The sequence below is a fragment of the Marinobacterium rhizophilum DSM 18822 genome (assembly GCF_000378045.1).
Taxonomy (GTDB): domain Bacteria; phylum Pseudomonadota; class Gammaproteobacteria; order Pseudomonadales; family Balneatricaceae; genus Marinobacterium_A; species Marinobacterium_A rhizophilum.
The window spans coordinates 42,280-56,455 of sequence record NZ_KB899098.1; the positions used below are offsets into that span (position 1 = coordinate 42,280).

The following is a 14,176-nucleotide window of genomic DNA, read 5'->3' on the forward strand; positions in this document are numbered from 1 at the left end:
ACTCCAGCTTGTGCCCGGGTTGCGCGCCTGTATTACCAGGGCGGCATCCCGGACCAGGGGCACAAAAAAATCAGGCGGGGTAGAAGCGTGCGCTGTCCTGGGCGGACTGCACCTGCTGCATCAGCTGTTCCTGCTGCGTTTCATCGGAATCGGAAATGCGCTGCTCCGGGTTGATACCCAGGCGCTTGAACAACTGCAGGTCACTGTTGGTGTCCGGGTTGGGCGTCGTCAGCAGGCATTCACCGTAGAAGATGGAATTGGCACCGGCAAAGAAGGTCATGGCCTGCATTTCGTCGCTCATGCTTTCACGCCCGGCGGACAGGCGCACATGGGATTCGGGCATCATGATACGCGCCACCGCGATGGTGCGGATAAAGTCCAGATGATCCAGATCTTCGGCGTTCTCCAGCGGCGTACCCTTGACCTTGACCAGCATGTTGATGGGCACAGATTCAGGATGGCGTGGCAGGTTGGCCAGCTGGCTCAGCAGCCCGATACGGTCGGTGGCGGTTTCACCCAGCCCCAGAATGCCGCCGCTGCACACCTTCATGCCGGATTCGCGCACATGATGCAGCGTATCCAGACGGTCCTGATAGGTGCGGGTGGTGATGATCTTGTCGTAGTACTCGGGCGAGGTATCGAGATTGTGGTTGTAGTAATCCAGTCCCGCCTCTGCCAGGCGCTCGGCTTTGCTTTCATCCAGCATGCCAAGGGTCATGCAGGTTTCCAGCCCCAGCTTTTTGACCTCGCGCACCATCTCCGTCACATAGGGCATGTCCTTTTCGGCCGGGTGCTTCCAGGCGGCCCCCATGCAGAAACGGGTTGAGCCGGCGGCTTTGGCGGCGCGGGCCTTTTCCAGCACTTTGTCGACCTGCATCAGGCGTTCTTTCTCAAGCCCGGTATTGTAGTGCCCACTCTGGGGGCAGTACTTGCAGTCTTCCGGGCAGGCACCCGTCTTGATCGACAACAGGGTGCTAACCTGTACTTCATTGGGATTAAAGTGCTGACGATGTACAGTCTGAGCCTGAAACAGCAGGTCATTGAAGGGCAGTTCGAACAGTGCGCGAACTTCCTGCGGGGTCCAGTCGTGACGAACGGCGGCCTTGGCTTGCATCTTGGAGAATCCCTATCAAAAATTCAGTCAGGCGCAACCGGGCGCCACCAGAAGAATAGGCAGCCATAATAAACCGACAGAAGGATCTGTCAACCAATGCATTATTCGAAGGTGGACTTCGGGTTACTTTTTAACCAATCCTGTGGGCTGTGCCGGATTCATCCGCAGACCCGTGGCGGCCTCTGCCAGGCCTGTCTCGATGACATGCCCCGCATTGCCCCGGCGTGTCGCAGCTGCGCACTGCCAACCGAGGGTACTGAAGGCCTGATCTGCGGCCGCTGCCAGAAGCGCCCGCCTGCCTTTGACCGTACCTACGCGGCCTTCGCCTACCGGTTTCCCCTCAACCGGCTGATCCCACTGATCAAATACCATGGCCAGACCGGCCAACTGGGCTGGCTCGCGAACAGCTTTGCCGACCATCTGCAACACCACTGTGATGCCCTGCCCCAGGTACTGATCCCGGTGCCACTGGCCGCCTCCAGACTGCGCCGGCGCGGCTATAACCAGGCTGCTCTGCTGGCCGCACGCCTGGGAGCACGCCTGACAATAGCAACAGATCTGCGCAGCCTGACCAAACCCCGTGAGACAACTCACCAGATGGAGCTGCGCGGCAAGGCGAGGCGACGCAACCTCAAGGGCGCCTTCAGCTGGAACGGGCCGGCCTATGATCATGTCGCCCTGATCGACGATGTCATGACGACCGGCACGACCGTCAACGAAATCAGCCGGCAGCTGAAAAAAGCGGGCGTCAGGCGGGTGGATATCTGGGTGCTGGCCCGTACACCGGCGCCCGGTGAGCAATGAAGTTTCAACAAACCGATTGAATCAACAACCAAAGCACGCCTAAGCTTTAACGTACCTCGGGCGCCTGATTGGAAGACACCGAGCCTCAGTCAGTAAGGAGGCTATATATGCAGTTCACCCTGTTTGGAGACCTTGTCGGCGGTATCGGTTTGTTTCTGCTGGGCATGCACCTGATGACCCAGGGCCTGCGCAAGGCGGCAGGGCCGTCACTGAAACAGATTCTGCGCACCGCCACCCTGTCACGCCTGCGCGGGCTGATCTCCGGCACCCTGATCACCGCTCTCGTGCAGTCCTCCAGCGCCGTCACCATCGCCACCATCGGCTTCGTCAACGCGGGGCTCCTCACCCTGGCCCAGTCGGTTTCGGTCATCTACGGCTGTAACATCGGCACCACCATGGTCGGCTGGCTGATTGCCCTGATCGGCTTCAAGATTCATATCAGCGCGCTGGCTCTGCCACTGATCGGTGGCGGCATGCTGGTGCAACTGGCCGGGCGCGGCGGTCGAGTGGCCCACATCGGCTTTGCCCTGGCGGGCTTTGGGGTGTTCTTTATCGGCCTGGATTTTCTCAAGAGTGCCTTTGCCGGCTTTGAGCAGCACCTGGATCTGTCGACCCTGGGCAGCAACGGCCTGAGTTTGCTGCTGTTTGTCCTGGCCGGTTTCGTACTGACCCTGCTGATGCAATCCTCCGCCGCAGCGCTGGCCATTACCCTGTCCCTGACCGCGTCCGGCGCCATCCCGCTGGCCGCCGCCGCCGCCATGGTGATCGGTGCCAATGTCGGCACCACCTCCACCGCCATCCTTGCGGTCATCGGCGCGACCTCCAATGCCAAGCGCATCGCCGCTGCCCACGTACTGTTCAACCTGCTGACGGGCCTCATCGGGCTCGGATTGCTGCTGCTGCTGGCCCCCTGGCTTAACCGCATAGATGCAACACGCTATGACCTTGTGCTGTTACTGGCGCTGTTCCACTCCATGTTCAACCTGGCCGGCGTCGCCCTGCTCTGGCCCCTCACCGACCGCCTGGTGGTCATTCTCAAGCGGCGCTTCTGCAGCCAGGAGGAAGACGAGGGTCGCACCCGCTACCTGGATGACACCCTGGTGCAGATGCCCTCCCTGGCGATCGAGGCCATGGCCAAGGAATTGACGCGAGTGGACCAGATCTGTTCACGTATGGCCCGCGAAGCCATCAGTTCCAACGACGGCAACAACAACCGCCTGCGCGCCCAGCAGCAGAGTGTGGACAGGCTGGTCAGCAAGATCGGCGTCTTCTGTCAGCGCATTGCCGAGAACGATATCAGCAGCGAAGTCAGCGGCATTTTGCCCACGGCGTTGCGCATCACACGCTACCTGAACGAAGTCAGCCGCCTGTCGTGCCTGCTGCCGGGCTACTATGACCGCTTTGACGTCATCGCCGATGAAGCCACCCGGCGCGCCGTGCACGACTACCAAAGGGCCAGTATCGAACTGATCGATGCCTGCGAAATCGACGACAGCGTCGACCAGGGTGCCGACAGTGCCCACCTGCTGCTGCGACAGCTGGAACGCCAGTATCAGAACCTCAAGTCCTCGATCCTGCAGGCGGCGACTGAACGACGCCTGTCCCCCGAGGATACGGTACAGTTGCTGGATGCCCTGAGTCATATTCATCGCCTGGCCGAGCAGGCCGAGAAAGTATCGCGCTACTGGAGCGGTATCACCCCGCTGCAGCATCGAGATCCGGCGCACACAACGGCGGCTACGCCAACGGCCTGAAACTACAGCCAAGCTTTTGCCCGCGCCTTTACAAGCGCGCGGGCCTGACCTTAGGATAATCGCCCCTACTGCCCTTTGAACGGACTCGCCTGACCATGATCCAGGATCCATTTTTCTACCTGGTTGCGATACCTGCGGTATTAATCGTCGGTATATCAAAAGGCGGCCTGGGCGGGGGCCTGGGTCTGATCGCCGTTCCTCTGCTCGCGCTGGCCGTGCCGCCCACCACCGCCGCCGCCATCATGCTGCCGATTCTCTGCCTGATGGACCTGGTGGGATTGTGGAAATTCCGTGGCAAGGGCGATGCCCGATGTCTCAAGGTGCTGCTGCCCGCAGCCGTGGTGGGCATCGTGCTCGGCGCTCTCAGCTTTCGTTACCTGACCGATGATCATATCCGCCTGATCGTCGGTACCATCGCCATCACCTTTACGCTGAACTATTACCTGCGCAAGAAGGCCCAGCATCCGCGTAAACAAAACCTTGCCCACGGCAGCTTCTGGGGCGCCCTGTCCGGCTTCACCAGTTTCAGCGTGCACGCTGGCGGCGCGCCCCTGAATATCTACTTGCTGCCATTGCGGCTCGAAAAGCAGGCCTATATCGGCACCACCATCGTCTTTTTCGCTGCCGTTAACTACATCAAGCTGATTCCCTATGGCATGCTCGGTCAGTTCAGTACCGATATGCTCACCACCTCTGCCGTACTCGCTGTGCTGGCGCCGGTCGGCGTACTGACCGGGGCCTGGCTGCAACACCGCATCAACGAGCGCATTTTTTATCACCTCTGTTACGGCTTTCTGATGCTGGCCGGCATCAAGCTGTTTTACGATGTATTCAGCCACTGATCACACTCACTCTGCCTGCTATACTCCCGGGCTTTAATTCCCCAGATGACGACTGATGCAGCCTATTGAATTTCAGCCCATCGGACTTATCCACAGCGGCTACAAGGAAAAGTTCGGCATTCCGCGCCAGCCAGGCCTGGTGCACTCGGTCGGCGCCACCCTTGAACTGTTGCCCCCGTACGGCAACCGGGAGTCGGTCCGCGGGCTCGAAATGGCCAGCCACATCTGGCTGCTGTTTCTGTTCAGTGAATGTGTCGGCAAGGGCTGGAGCCCAACGGTGCGCCCGCCACGCCTGGGCGGAAACCAGCGCATCGGCGTCTTCGCCACCCGCTCACCGTTTCGACCCAACCCCGTCGGACTTTCGCCGGTGCGCCTGGACGGCATCCGCTTCGAAGGCGATCGCGTGCTGCTCGATATCAGCGGCGCCGACCTGCTGGACCAGACCCCGGTGTTCGACATCAAGCCGTACCTGCCCTACTCGGATCGCATCGACAGCGCCACCTTTGAGCTGGCAGAGCGCATCGAGCTGCTCGACCTCCCGGTCATCTTCAGCCCTCAGGCGCAGCACTGCTGCGACGACTACGAACGCCAGCACAAAGAGCCGCTGCGCCGCCAGATCGAGGACCTGCTACGCTGCGACCCACGCCCGGCCTATCAGAAGAAGCAGACAGAGCGCATCTACGGCATTCGCCTGCATGACCTGAATATCCGCTGGAGCATCGATCAGGACCAGATCCGCGTACTGGAAATCCTGCCGCTCACCGACTGACCCTGATCAGCACCCCCTCGCCGGTTCAGCGCTTGCACCGCAGGGGCTTGCTCGCTCTAATAGAGATCACTTTTTACTCACAGGGAGTATTCATGCCCGCGCAACGGATTACATCTGAACAAATAGCATTCGACCAGCAGCATATCTGGCATCCCTATTCGTCCATGATCAACCCGCCACCCGCCTATCCCGTGGTGGCGGCCAAGGGCGTACGGCTGGAGCTGGCCGACGGCCGCGAACTGATCGACGGCATGGCCTCCTGGTGGTCTGTCATTCATGGCTATGGCCACCCGCAACTCAATGCTGCGGCCCACGCCCAGATTGATCGCATGAGCCATGTGATGTTCGGCGGCATCACCCATGAACCCGCCATCGAGCTGGCGCAACGCCTGGTGGACATGACCCCGCAAGGCCTCGACAAGGTGTTTATTGCCGATTCGGGCTCGGTGGCCGTGGAAGTGGCGATCAAGATGGCCATTCAGTACTGGCATGCCAAAGGCCTTCCCGCCAAGCACCGGCTGCTGACCATTCGCAGCGGCTATCACGGCGACACCTTTGGCGCCATGTCGGTCTGCGATCCGGTCGGCGGCATGCACGAAATCTTTACCGGCGTGCTGCCACAGCAGTTTTTCGCCCCGCGCCCCGAGATTCCGTTCCACGGCGACTGGGATGACAGCGATATTAGCGAGCTGGAAAACCTGCTGGCCCAGCAGCACGCGCAGATCGCGGCACTGATTCTGGAGCCCATTGTGCAGGGTGCCGGCGGCATGCGTTTCTATCATCCTGAATACCTCAAACGCGCCCGCGCACTGTGCGACGCGTACGACGTATTGCTGATTGCCGACGAAGTGGCCACCGGCTTTGGCCGCACCGGCAAGCTGTTCGCCTGCGAACACGCAGGGATTACCCCCGACATTCTGTGTGTCGGCAAGGCCCTGACCGGCGGTTACATGACCCTGGCCGCGACCCTGACACGCACGGATATCGGCGAAACAATCTCCGCCGGCGGCGCCGGCTGCTTTATGCACGGCCCGACATTCATGGCCAACCCGCTGGCCTGTGCTGTCGCGGCTACAAGCCTGAAGCTGCTGCACGAGGGCGACTGGGCCGGCAATGTTGCCCGTATCGAGCGGGGCCTGAAGTCCGGCCTCGCGCCCGCTGCGGCGCTTGAGAGCGTCGCCGAGGTACGTTGCCTCGGCGCTATCGGCGTGGTGGAAATGAAGGCGCCGGTCAATACCGTGGAAATACAGAAGGCGTTTGTCGCCCAGGGCATCTGGATCCGCCCCTTCGGCAAGCTGGTCTATGTCATGCCACCCTATGTTATGTCGAATGAGGATCTTGCCACCCTGACCCATGCGATGGTGAAAGTACTGGCGGAATACCGGAGTTAATCCAGCGGTAGTCTGCCGGGAATCAGCTCGGCTTGCCGCTTTTCGGTTCGGATACTGGCCCGCGCCAAACCCGGCCGTTCAACTCAGGTACAGGCACATTGGACTATGCTGTGCAGCCTAAGATACTCAGACCGCTAAGGCAGTCAGTCAAACGCTGGCCCTGGAGACATAAAGATGAACAAATCAATGCTCGTAGGTACTGTACTGGGCGCCGTCCTTGTCACTGCAGGTGGCGGCTTCGCCGGATACCAGATGATGAACTCCGCTCCCGCCGCAGCCGAGGTGCTCAAGGTCTCTGAAGCCTACAAGACCATCAAGGTACCGCGCGAAGTCTGCGAAGACCGCGTGGTGACCCACCAGGCACCGGTCAAGGATGAAAACCGCATTGCCGGCTCCGTCGTCGGTGCCGTCGTCGGCGGTCTGCTGGGCAAGCAGGTCGGTGGTGGTAACGGCAAGAAGCTGGCGACAGTTGCAGGCGCCGCCGCCGGTGGCTACGCCGGCAACCAGGTGCAGAAAAACCTGCAGGAAAAAGATACCTATACCACCACCGAACGCGTCTGCAATACCGTCACGGACACGAAAAAGGATCTGATCGGTTACGACGTGGAATATCGCCTGGGCGAGCAGGTAGCCACCGTGCGCATGGATCACAACCCTGGCAGCAGCATTCCGGTCAAGGATGGCAAACTGGTCCTCAATGCCCAGTAACAAAACGCCTTGTCGCACACGACACAGGGGCCTGAACAGGCCCCTTTTTCATGCCTGCTCACAGGGCCCAGCCAAGATGCTCGACCCTGGCTCCCGCTTTCTTTATGCTTTGGCGAAATGGATCTGTAGTGGGAGCAGTAATGCCACGTATCAAGATAGAGATGCCGCAACACTTTACCTTCACCACTGAATTGCCGGTGCGCATCAGCGACATCAACTACGGCGGCCACCTGAGCAACGACTCCATCGTGTCGTTGATTCATGAAGCCCGGGTGCGCTTTCTGGCGCAGTACAACTACGGTGAGTTAAACGTCGAGGGCGTGGGCATGATCATGACCGACTCGGCGGTCATCTATAAGGCGGAAGGGTTTCATGGAGATGTTCTGCAGATTGACGTCTGCATCGACGACTTCAACAAGTACGGCTGCGATTTCTACTATCTGCTCAGCAACAAGAAAACCGCTGTCGAGGTCGCACATGCCAAGACCGGCATGGTGTTCTTCGATTATGAGCAGCGCAAAGTCACCACGGTGCCACAGAAATTTCGTGACCGCATGATGAAAAACACCTGATACAGGCCCCATGCATTTCCCTGCAACAGCCTCATATCACCGACAGGTACACAGCCGGGTGAAGCGAGGCTGCTGAACACAGCGTATCAGCCGCCGTCAAAGCCGCCGTACTCTTCATAGTGCTGCGCGGCCAGGTTCTCGAAACGGGTATATTTGCCGATAAAGGCCAGCCGGGCGGTCCCTATGGGGCCGTTTCGCTGCTTGCCGATAATGATTTCAGCGATACCCTTGTGCTCACTGTCTTCGTTATAAACCTCGTCACGATAGATAAACATGATGACATCGGCATCCTGCTCGATGGCACCGGACTCACGCAAATCCGAGTTCACCGGCCGCTTGTTGGGGCGCTGCTCCAGACTTCGGTTGAGCTGCGACAGCGCCACCACGGGGCACTCCATTTCCTTGGCCAGCGCCTTGAGGGAGCGCGAGATCTCGGAAATCTCGTGGGTGCGGCTCTCCATCTTGGTGCCCTTGATCTGCATCAGCTGCAGGTAGTCGATCATGATCAGCGCCAGGTCGCCGTGCTCGCGCTTGATACGCCGCGCCCGGGAACGCATTTCATTGGGGCTGATACCGGCCGTATCGTCGATATAAAGCGGCTTGTCCCGCAGCATGTTCACGGCCGTAGTGAGGCGCGGCCAGTCCTCCTCTTCCAGCTGGCCGGTACGCACCTTGGTCTGGTTGATACGCCCAAGCGATGACAGCATACGCGTGACCAGCTGGTCGGCGGGCATTTCGAGGCTGAATACCAGCACCGGACGGCCACTGAGCATCAGCGCGTTTTCCACCAGGTTCATGGCAAAGGTGGTTTTACCCATGGACGGCCTTGCCGCCACAATGATCAGATCCGATGGCTGCAGGCCGGTGGTACTCTCGTCCAGATCATCAAAACCGGTGGATACCCCGGTCATGGCTTCGGCGTTGTTGAACAGCGTATCGATGCGTTCAACGGCCTTTTTCAGCAGCGGATTAACCGGCTCCGGACCGCCCTGGTTCGGCCGGCTTTCGGCAATCTGAAAGATCTTGCGCTCGGCGTCGTTCAGCAGATCCTCCGGCGCCATCCCCTCTGGGTTGAAGGCACTGTCGGAAATGTCCTGGGCTACCGTAATCATCTGGCGCAGCAGCGCGCGGTCGCGCACGATCTCGGAATAGGCACGAATATTCGAGGCGCTGGGAGTATTGCGCGCCAGCGTCACCAGGTAATCCAGCCCACCCGCGGCTTCCAGATCGCCAATGCGATCCAGCTCTTCGGACACCGTGACCACATCCACCGGCTGGCTGTTGTTGATCAGCTTTTCCATGGTGCGGAAAATCAGTCGATGGTCACGGCGGTAGAACAGATCTTCCGTCAGCACCTCGGAAACGGTATCCCAGGTGCTGTTGTCCAGCATCAACCCACCCAGTACAGACTGCTCCGCTTCTATGGAGTGCGGCGGCAGCTTGATATTGGCCAGATCATCGTCATGCAGTTCAGAAAAGTCCATCGTATAACCCAAAAGCCAAAAACAGGGATGTATCTATCGGTAGTCTGTGCCCCTGGACGCGTTCGCGGCACAAACGCATGCGCAACAGAAACGCCAGAAACGAAAAAGGCACTGCGCAGTATTCTACGCAGTGCCTTTTCAGCAGACAAATTGTCAGGCGGGATTATTCGCCGACAACGTTCAGCTTGATTGTTGCATTCACTTCAGGGTGCAGCTGCAAGTTGATTTCGAACTCGCCAGTGGTACGGATAGCACCTTCCGGCAGACGAACTTCGCTTTTAGCGACAACAACACCGGAGCCGGAGATCGCATCAGCGATATCGCGTGTACCGATGGAACCGAACAGCTTGCCTTCGTCGCCAGCTTTGGCAACAACGGACAGTTCCAGTTCGTTCAGCTGTTCGGCACGCGCCTGAGCATCGCTCAGTTTGCCTGCAGCAGAAGCTTCCAGTTCCGCACGACGTTCTTCGAACTTCGCTACGTTGTTTTCAGTGGCGGCAACAGCCTTGCCCTGAGGAACCAGGTAGTTACGACCGAAACCGGCTTTAACGTTAACCTTGTCACCCAGGTTACCCAGCTTGCTTACTTTTTCGAGCAGAATAACTTCCATCTCGTAAACCTCTTTCGTTCTGCAAATGTAATTGCAGTACTAAGTCTTGGCCGGTATGCGTCGACGGATATCGACAAGGCTGTCAATCACAGCCAGCAACACCAGCATCGTAATCAGGTAGGGGCCCAGCACCACGACTGCCATGTAAAACATGATCAGCCAGGTCACCCCCACTTTCCGTTTGGCCACACTGCCGTGAACCAGAGCCAGACCGGCAAATACCAGCGGCAAAACCAGTAACGGTAACCAATGCACCATTACGAGACCGAACTGCGGACCCACTACCAGCACCGCCATGATAGACAACGCCAGTGCCGGGCTCAGTCGCAACCGGTGGAACTCCTCGCGGAAACCACCGGGGTTGTACAGTACCGACTGCCACCATCGAGCCAGCACCAGGCAGGCCAACATCATGGCCGCGTGGGTGGCGCTCAGGCCGCCGGCGAACAACTGATACCACCAGTCGGCGCCAAGCTGTGCACCCGGTACTGTCTCCTGCGACTGCAGCAGCTCTTGTACAACCTCAACCAATTGCCCCAGAACCTCATGCAGCATCTGCTCGAGAGCGATACCGCTGAGCACACCGACCGGTATCAGAACCGCGAGGGTGTAGCCCCAGGACACTGTCCGCCTGAGTATCACTGCGAGTACATAGGTACCCAGGATAACCAGAGCGGGGGTTGGATCTCCGACCAGCCCCCAGGCTCCGGCCGGGAGCAAGCTCCAGGCCAGGAGTCCGGTACCATCGCCAGGTCCTCGTCGTAGAGTAACCAGACCGACGGCCGCTGCACTGATCCAGTACATCATCGGCAGCATGGTGGCGACAATCACCACCAGTATCGCCTGCGAGCGGCCGCGCATTATCAGCTCAGCCAGCTTGCGCATGACGATTATCCCGGCTTACAGGTGGCTGTCGGTGTACGGCAGCAGTGCGACAAAGCGCGCACGCTTGATCGCGGTCGCCAGCTGACGCTGGTAACGCGCCTTGGTGCCGGTGATGCGGCTGGGTACGATCTTGCCTGTTTCGGTGATGTAACCTTTCAGGACTTCCAGATCTTTGTAATCGATCTCTTTAACACCTTCTGCCGTGAAACGGCAGAACTTGCGGCGACGGAAAAAACGAGCCATGGGATTTCTCCTCAATCAAATAAAGGTGGGGGTTACTCGGCAGCAGCTTCTTCAGTCGCTGCAGCCGGTTTCTCTTCCTGCCTTTCCGGCCGGGAATCTTCACGACGCGGCTTGCGCTCTTCGCGGGACTCAGCGGCTTTGATCGGAGAAACTTCAGTGATCGCCTCTTTACGACGGATGAACATGTTACGCAGAACGGCATCGTTGTAGCGGAACATGTTTTCCAGCTCGTCCAGAGCTTCCTGGCTGCATTCTACGTTCATCAGAATGTAGTGGGCTTTGTGAGCATTGTTGATCGGGTAAGCCAGCTGGCGGCGGCCCCAGTCTTCCAGGCGGTGGATCTTGCCGTCAGCACCTTCGATAACGCCGGTGTAACGCTCAACCATCGCAGGAACCTGCTCGCTCTGGTTCGGGTGAACCAGAAATACGATTTCATAGTGACGCATTGGAACTCCTTTCGGTTTTGCAGCCTTCGACGAGCCCATACAGGAAAACCTGTGTCTGCACGCGAAAGCAAGGAGGTTAATGAAGTACAAATGGACGCGAAATTATACGCAGACAGGAGAGCCTGTGCAATCCATAAACAAAAAAACCGAAGACACAGCCTTCGGTTTCTGTCGAGCGATCAGGCGCACCGCGCCCATGCGCGGTGTCAGCGGCCGCTATTCAGACGTCGAGCTCGACAATCTCATGGCTGTGGCTCATTTTGACACCGCCCTTTTCCAGCATCAGTGACACCGAGCAATACTGCTCGGCGGACAGCTGCACTGCACGCTTGACGTGGGCTTCCTTGAGCTTGCGCCCGGTCACCACGAACTTGAGGTGGATGGCCGTGAACACGGCCGGAACCGCATCGGCACGCTCGGCCTCGATTTCCACCACGCATTCGGTCACATCCTGGCGACTCTTGCGCAGAATCGCCATGACGTCCACGCTGCTGCAGCTGCCAAGACTGGCCAGCAGCAGCTCCATGGGGCGCGGACCGTCCTTCAGATCACGGTCTACCATCACATCAAAACCGGAACCCGTGGTCGCCTTGAAACGGTCATCCCCGGCCCACTGAACCTTGGCACTCATTGTCATTGTTACAAATCCTTAATCAATCAAACAGTTCGGCCAGTTTCAGACCCGGGTCTTCGGCGCGCATAAAGGTTTCGCCCACCAGAAAGCCGTGCACACCGTGCTGGCGCATCAGCGCCACGTCTGCGGGCCCCGTAATGGCGCTTTCGGTTACGACGATGCGATCATCAGGCACCAGGTCCAGCAGCGCAAGGGTATTGTCCAGCGACACTTCAAAGGTGTGCAGGTTACGATTATTGATACCCACCAGCCGGTTGCCGAGACCCAGGGAGCGCTCGAGCTCCGCCCGGTCATGTACCTCCACCAGCACATCCATGCCCAGCTCTATGGCCAGGGCATTGAGTTCAGCCATCTGCTGATCCTGCAGTGCGGCTACAATCAGCAGAATGCAGTCTGCGCCAATGGCACGGGCTTCATACACCTGATAGGGATCGACGATAAAATCCTTGCGGATCACCGGCAGACTGCAGGCGGCACGCGCTTCCTGCAGGTAGGCTTCAGAGCCCTGGAAGTAATCCCGATCAGTGAGTACCGACAGGCAGCTGGCGCCACCACGCTCATAGGAACGGGCGATATCAGCCGGAATAAAGGGATCACGCAGCAACCCCTTGGACGGGCTGGCCTTTTTCACCTCGGCAATCACCGCCGAGCGGCCGGCGGCAATACTGCGCGCCATGCTATCGACAAAACCCCGCGGGTCGGTCTCGGATCCAGCCTGATCGGCAATGCGCTGCTGCAGGTCGGCAATCGATACCCGGGCCGAACGCTCGCTGACTTCCTCGGCCTTGCGGGCCAGGATCTTCTTCAAAACCGTGGGTGTATCAGTGTTCATGCCTGCTCCTGCGCCAGCTGCTGGCTAAAGCTCGCCAGTTGCTCCATTTTCTCCAGCGCCGCACCGCTTTCCAGCTGCTGACGCGCCATGGCCACACCGTCTGCCAGCGTTGCCGCCACGCCAGACAGGTAAATAGCAGCGCCGGCGTTGAGGGCGATGATATTGCTGGCCTTGCGTGCCGGCGTGCTGTTGACGCCCTTGAAGGCATCCATGATCAGGCTCAGCGAGTCTGCGGAGCTGCTGACCTCAAGCCCGATCAGGCTCTGGCTTTCGATGCCGACCTCTTCGGGCGTCAGACTGTACTCCGTAACCACACCGTCTCTCAGTTCAGCCACATGGGTATGGGTTGCCAGGCTTATTTCATCCAGCCCGTCGTGGGCATGCACCACCATCACATGCTCGCCACCCAGTTCACGCATGACTTCGGCCATGGGGCGGCACAGTGCATCACTGAATACGCCGATCAGCAGACGCTTGACGCCCGCAGGGTTGGTCATGGGCCCCAGAATATTGAACAGGGTACGGATACCCAGCTGACGACGCGGCCCGATGGCGTATTTCATGGCGTTGTGGTGGCTCGGTGCAAACATGAAGCCCACGCCGACATTTTCCACACAACGCGCCACACCGTCGGCGTTCAGGGTCAAATCGACCCCGCAGGCCTCCAGCAGATCGGCACTGCCGCTGGACGACGACACCGCGCGGTTGCCATGTTTGGCAACGTAAGCGCCAGCGGCCGCCGTGACAAAGGCACTGGCGCTGGAGATGTTGAACAGGTTGGCGCCATCGCCCCCGGTGCCGACGATATCCACCAGCGGCGCGGCATTGATTTTCACCGGCGTTGCCAGGTCACGCATGACCTGTGCCGCACCGGTAATCTCATCAATGGATTCGCTTTTCATGCGCAGCGCTACCAGAAAGCCTGCGATCTGGGCGTCGGTGCACTGCCCTGTCATGACCTGCTGCATGACTTCGGTCATTTCGCCACGTGTCAGATCCAGGTGGTCGACCACTTTGGCGATTGCTTGCTGAATATTCATTGTCTCTCCTTAGCAGGCTGCTGAAAAAACTGCCTGCATGGCCAATCC

At 59.2% G+C, this 14,176-nt stretch carries 16 protein-coding genes; 7 read left to right on the forward strand and 9 right to left on the reverse strand.

Annotation, left to right across the window (positions count from 1 at the left end; genetic code table 11):
- Window positions 1-70: 70 nt before the first annotated feature.
- Window positions 71-1,114 carry a biotin synthase BioB gene (gene bioB / locus F451_RS0112255; RefSeq protein WP_020681664.1) on the reverse strand — a complete coding sequence of 348 codons (1,044 nt, stop codon included), beginning with the start codon at window positions 1,112-1,114 and terminating at the stop codon, window positions 71-73.
- A 96-nt stretch (window positions 1,115-1,210) separates the two neighbouring features.
- Between bioB and F451_RS0112260 the strand changes: the two genes are divergently transcribed.
- The 7 genes from F451_RS0112260 to F451_RS0112290 all read left to right on the forward strand — a co-directional run bounded on the left by F451_RS0112260 (window position 1,211) and on the right by F451_RS0112290 (window position 7,954).
- Window positions 1,211-1,918: a ComF family protein gene (locus F451_RS0112260; RefSeq protein ID WP_020681665.1), complete on the forward strand. Its 708-nt coding sequence runs from the start codon at window positions 1,211-1,213 to the stop codon at window positions 1,916-1,918.
- 107 nt (window positions 1,919-2,025) lie between these two features.
- On the forward strand, window positions 2,026-3,672 hold the full coding sequence (locus tag F451_RS25460) for a Na/Pi cotransporter family protein (protein ID WP_020681666.1): 1,647 nt from the start codon (window positions 2,026-2,028) through the stop codon (window positions 3,670-3,672).
- Window positions 3,673-3,767: 95 nt separating this feature from the next.
- Window positions 3,768-4,514: a sulfite exporter TauE/SafE family protein gene (locus F451_RS0112270; protein ID WP_020681667.1), complete on the forward strand. Its 747-nt coding sequence runs from the start codon at window positions 3,768-3,770 to the stop codon at window positions 4,512-4,514.
- A gap of 55 nt (window positions 4,515-4,569) precedes the next feature.
- Window positions 4,570-5,283: a tRNA (N6-threonylcarbamoyladenosine(37)-N6)-methyltransferase TrmO gene (gene tsaA, locus F451_RS0112275; RefSeq protein WP_020681668.1), complete on the forward strand. Its 714-nt coding sequence runs from the start codon at window positions 4,570-4,572 to the stop codon at window positions 5,281-5,283.
- 92 nt (window positions 5,284-5,375) lie between these two features.
- Window positions 5,376-6,674: an adenosylmethionine--8-amino-7-oxononanoate transaminase gene (bioA, locus tag F451_RS0112280; RefSeq protein ID WP_020681669.1), complete on the forward strand. Its 1,299-nt coding sequence runs from the start codon at window positions 5,376-5,378 to the stop codon at window positions 6,672-6,674.
- 174 nt (window positions 6,675-6,848) lie between these two features.
- Entirely contained in the window at window positions 6,849-7,382 is a 534-nt protein-coding gene (locus F451_RS0112285; protein WP_020681670.1) for a glycine zipper 2TM domain-containing protein, read from the forward strand.
- A gap of 140 nt (window positions 7,383-7,522) precedes the next feature.
- Window positions 7,523-7,954, forward strand: coding sequence for an acyl-CoA thioesterase (locus tag F451_RS0112290; RefSeq protein WP_020681671.1), 432 nt, complete (start codon window positions 7,523-7,525; stop codon window positions 7,952-7,954).
- 86 nt (window positions 7,955-8,040) lie between these two features.
- Here the strand turns inward: F451_RS0112290 and dnaB are convergent, their stop codons facing one another.
- The 8 genes from dnaB to trpD all read right to left on the reverse strand — a co-directional run bounded on the left by dnaB (window position 8,041) and on the right by trpD (window position 14,128).
- Complete coding sequence (gene dnaB / locus F451_RS0112295) at window positions 8,041-9,438, reverse strand: replicative DNA helicase (protein ID WP_020681672.1); 1,398 nt, start codon at window positions 9,436-9,438, stop codon at window positions 8,041-8,043.
- Window positions 9,439-9,601: 163 nt separating this feature from the next.
- Complete coding sequence (gene rplI, locus F451_RS0112300) at window positions 9,602-10,048, reverse strand: 50S ribosomal protein L9 (RefSeq protein ID WP_020681673.1); 447 nt, start codon at window positions 10,046-10,048, stop codon at window positions 9,602-9,604.
- 39 nt (window positions 10,049-10,087) lie between these two features.
- Window positions 10,088-10,933 (reverse strand): hypothetical protein, encoded by an 846-nt coding sequence (locus F451_RS0112305; RefSeq protein ID WP_020681674.1) that lies wholly within the window; start codon window positions 10,931-10,933, stop codon window positions 10,088-10,090.
- Between the two features lie 15 nt (window positions 10,934-10,948).
- Window positions 10,949-11,176 (reverse strand): 30S ribosomal protein S18, encoded by a 228-nt coding sequence (gene rpsR / locus F451_RS0112310; protein ID WP_020681675.1) that lies wholly within the window; start codon window positions 11,174-11,176, stop codon window positions 10,949-10,951.
- Between the two features lie 32 nt (window positions 11,177-11,208).
- On the reverse strand, window positions 11,209-11,622 hold the full coding sequence (gene rpsF / locus F451_RS0112315; RefSeq protein ID WP_020681676.1) for a 30S ribosomal protein S6: 414 nt from the start codon (window positions 11,620-11,622) through the stop codon (window positions 11,209-11,211).
- A 220-nt stretch (window positions 11,623-11,842) separates the two neighbouring features.
- Entirely contained in the window at window positions 11,843-12,259 is a 417-nt protein-coding gene (locus F451_RS0112320; RefSeq protein WP_020681677.1) for an OsmC family protein, read from the reverse strand.
- Window positions 12,260-12,275: 16 nt separating this feature from the next.
- Window positions 12,276-13,088, reverse strand: coding sequence for an indole-3-glycerol phosphate synthase TrpC (trpC, locus tag F451_RS0112325; RefSeq protein ID WP_020681678.1), 813 nt, complete (start codon window positions 13,086-13,088; stop codon window positions 12,276-12,278).
- Complete coding sequence (gene trpD / locus F451_RS0112330; protein ID WP_020681679.1) at window positions 13,085-14,128, reverse strand: anthranilate phosphoribosyltransferase; 1,044 nt, start codon at window positions 14,126-14,128, stop codon at window positions 13,085-13,087. Before trpD ends, trpC begins: the two co-directional genes overlap by 4 nt.
- Window positions 14,129-14,176: the final 48 nt, after the last annotated feature.

What these genes read in the sequence shown, in the direction of transcription:
- bioB (WP_020681664.1), bottom strand. Translation starts at nt 1,114, where the DNA reads ATGCAAGCCAAGGCCGCCGTTCGTCACGACTGGACCCCGCAGGAAGTT.
- F451_RS0112260 (WP_020681665.1), top strand. Translation starts at nt 1,211, where the DNA reads ATGCATTATTCGAAGGTGGACTTCGGGTTACTTTTTAACCAATCCTGT.
- F451_RS25460 (WP_020681666.1), top strand. Translation starts at nt 2,026, where the DNA reads ATGCAGTTCACCCTGTTTGGAGACCTTGTCGGCGGTATCGGTTTGTTT.
- F451_RS0112270 (WP_020681667.1), top strand. Translation starts at nt 3,768, where the DNA reads ATGATCCAGGATCCATTTTTCTACCTGGTTGCGATACCTGCGGTATTA.
- tsaA (WP_020681668.1), top strand. Translation starts at nt 4,570, where the DNA reads ATGCAGCCTATTGAATTTCAGCCCATCGGACTTATCCACAGCGGCTAC.
- bioA (WP_020681669.1), top strand. Translation starts at nt 5,376, where the DNA reads ATGCCCGCGCAACGGATTACATCTGAACAAATAGCATTCGACCAGCAG.
- F451_RS0112285 (WP_020681670.1), top strand. Translation starts at nt 6,849, where the DNA reads ATGAACAAATCAATGCTCGTAGGTACTGTACTGGGCGCCGTCCTTGTC.
- F451_RS0112290 (WP_020681671.1), top strand. Translation starts at nt 7,523, where the DNA reads ATGCCACGTATCAAGATAGAGATGCCGCAACACTTTACCTTCACCACT.
- dnaB (WP_020681672.1), bottom strand. Translation starts at nt 9,438, where the DNA reads ATGGACTTTTCTGAACTGCATGACGATGATCTGGCCAATATCAAGCTG.
- rplI (WP_020681673.1), bottom strand. Translation starts at nt 10,048, where the DNA reads ATGGAAGTTATTCTGCTCGAAAAAGTAAGCAAGCTGGGTAACCTGGGT.
- F451_RS0112305 (WP_020681674.1), bottom strand. Translation starts at nt 10,933, where the DNA reads ATGCGCAAGCTGGCTGAGCTGATAATGCGCGGCCGCTCGCAGGCGATA.
- rpsR (WP_020681675.1), bottom strand. Translation starts at nt 11,176, where the DNA reads ATGGCTCGTTTTTTCCGTCGCCGCAAGTTCTGCCGTTTCACGGCAGAA.
- rpsF (WP_020681676.1), bottom strand. Translation starts at nt 11,622, where the DNA reads ATGCGTCACTATGAAATCGTATTTCTGGTTCACCCGAACCAGAGCGAG.
- F451_RS0112320 (WP_020681677.1), bottom strand. Translation starts at nt 12,259, where the DNA reads ATGACAATGAGTGCCAAGGTTCAGTGGGCCGGGGATGACCGTTTCAAG.
- trpC (WP_020681678.1), bottom strand. Translation starts at nt 13,088, where the DNA reads ATGAACACTGATACACCCACGGTTTTGAAGAAGATCCTGGCCCGCAAG.
- trpD (WP_020681679.1), bottom strand. Translation starts at nt 14,128, where the DNA reads ATGAATATTCAGCAAGCAATCGCCAAAGTGGTCGACCACCTGGATCTG.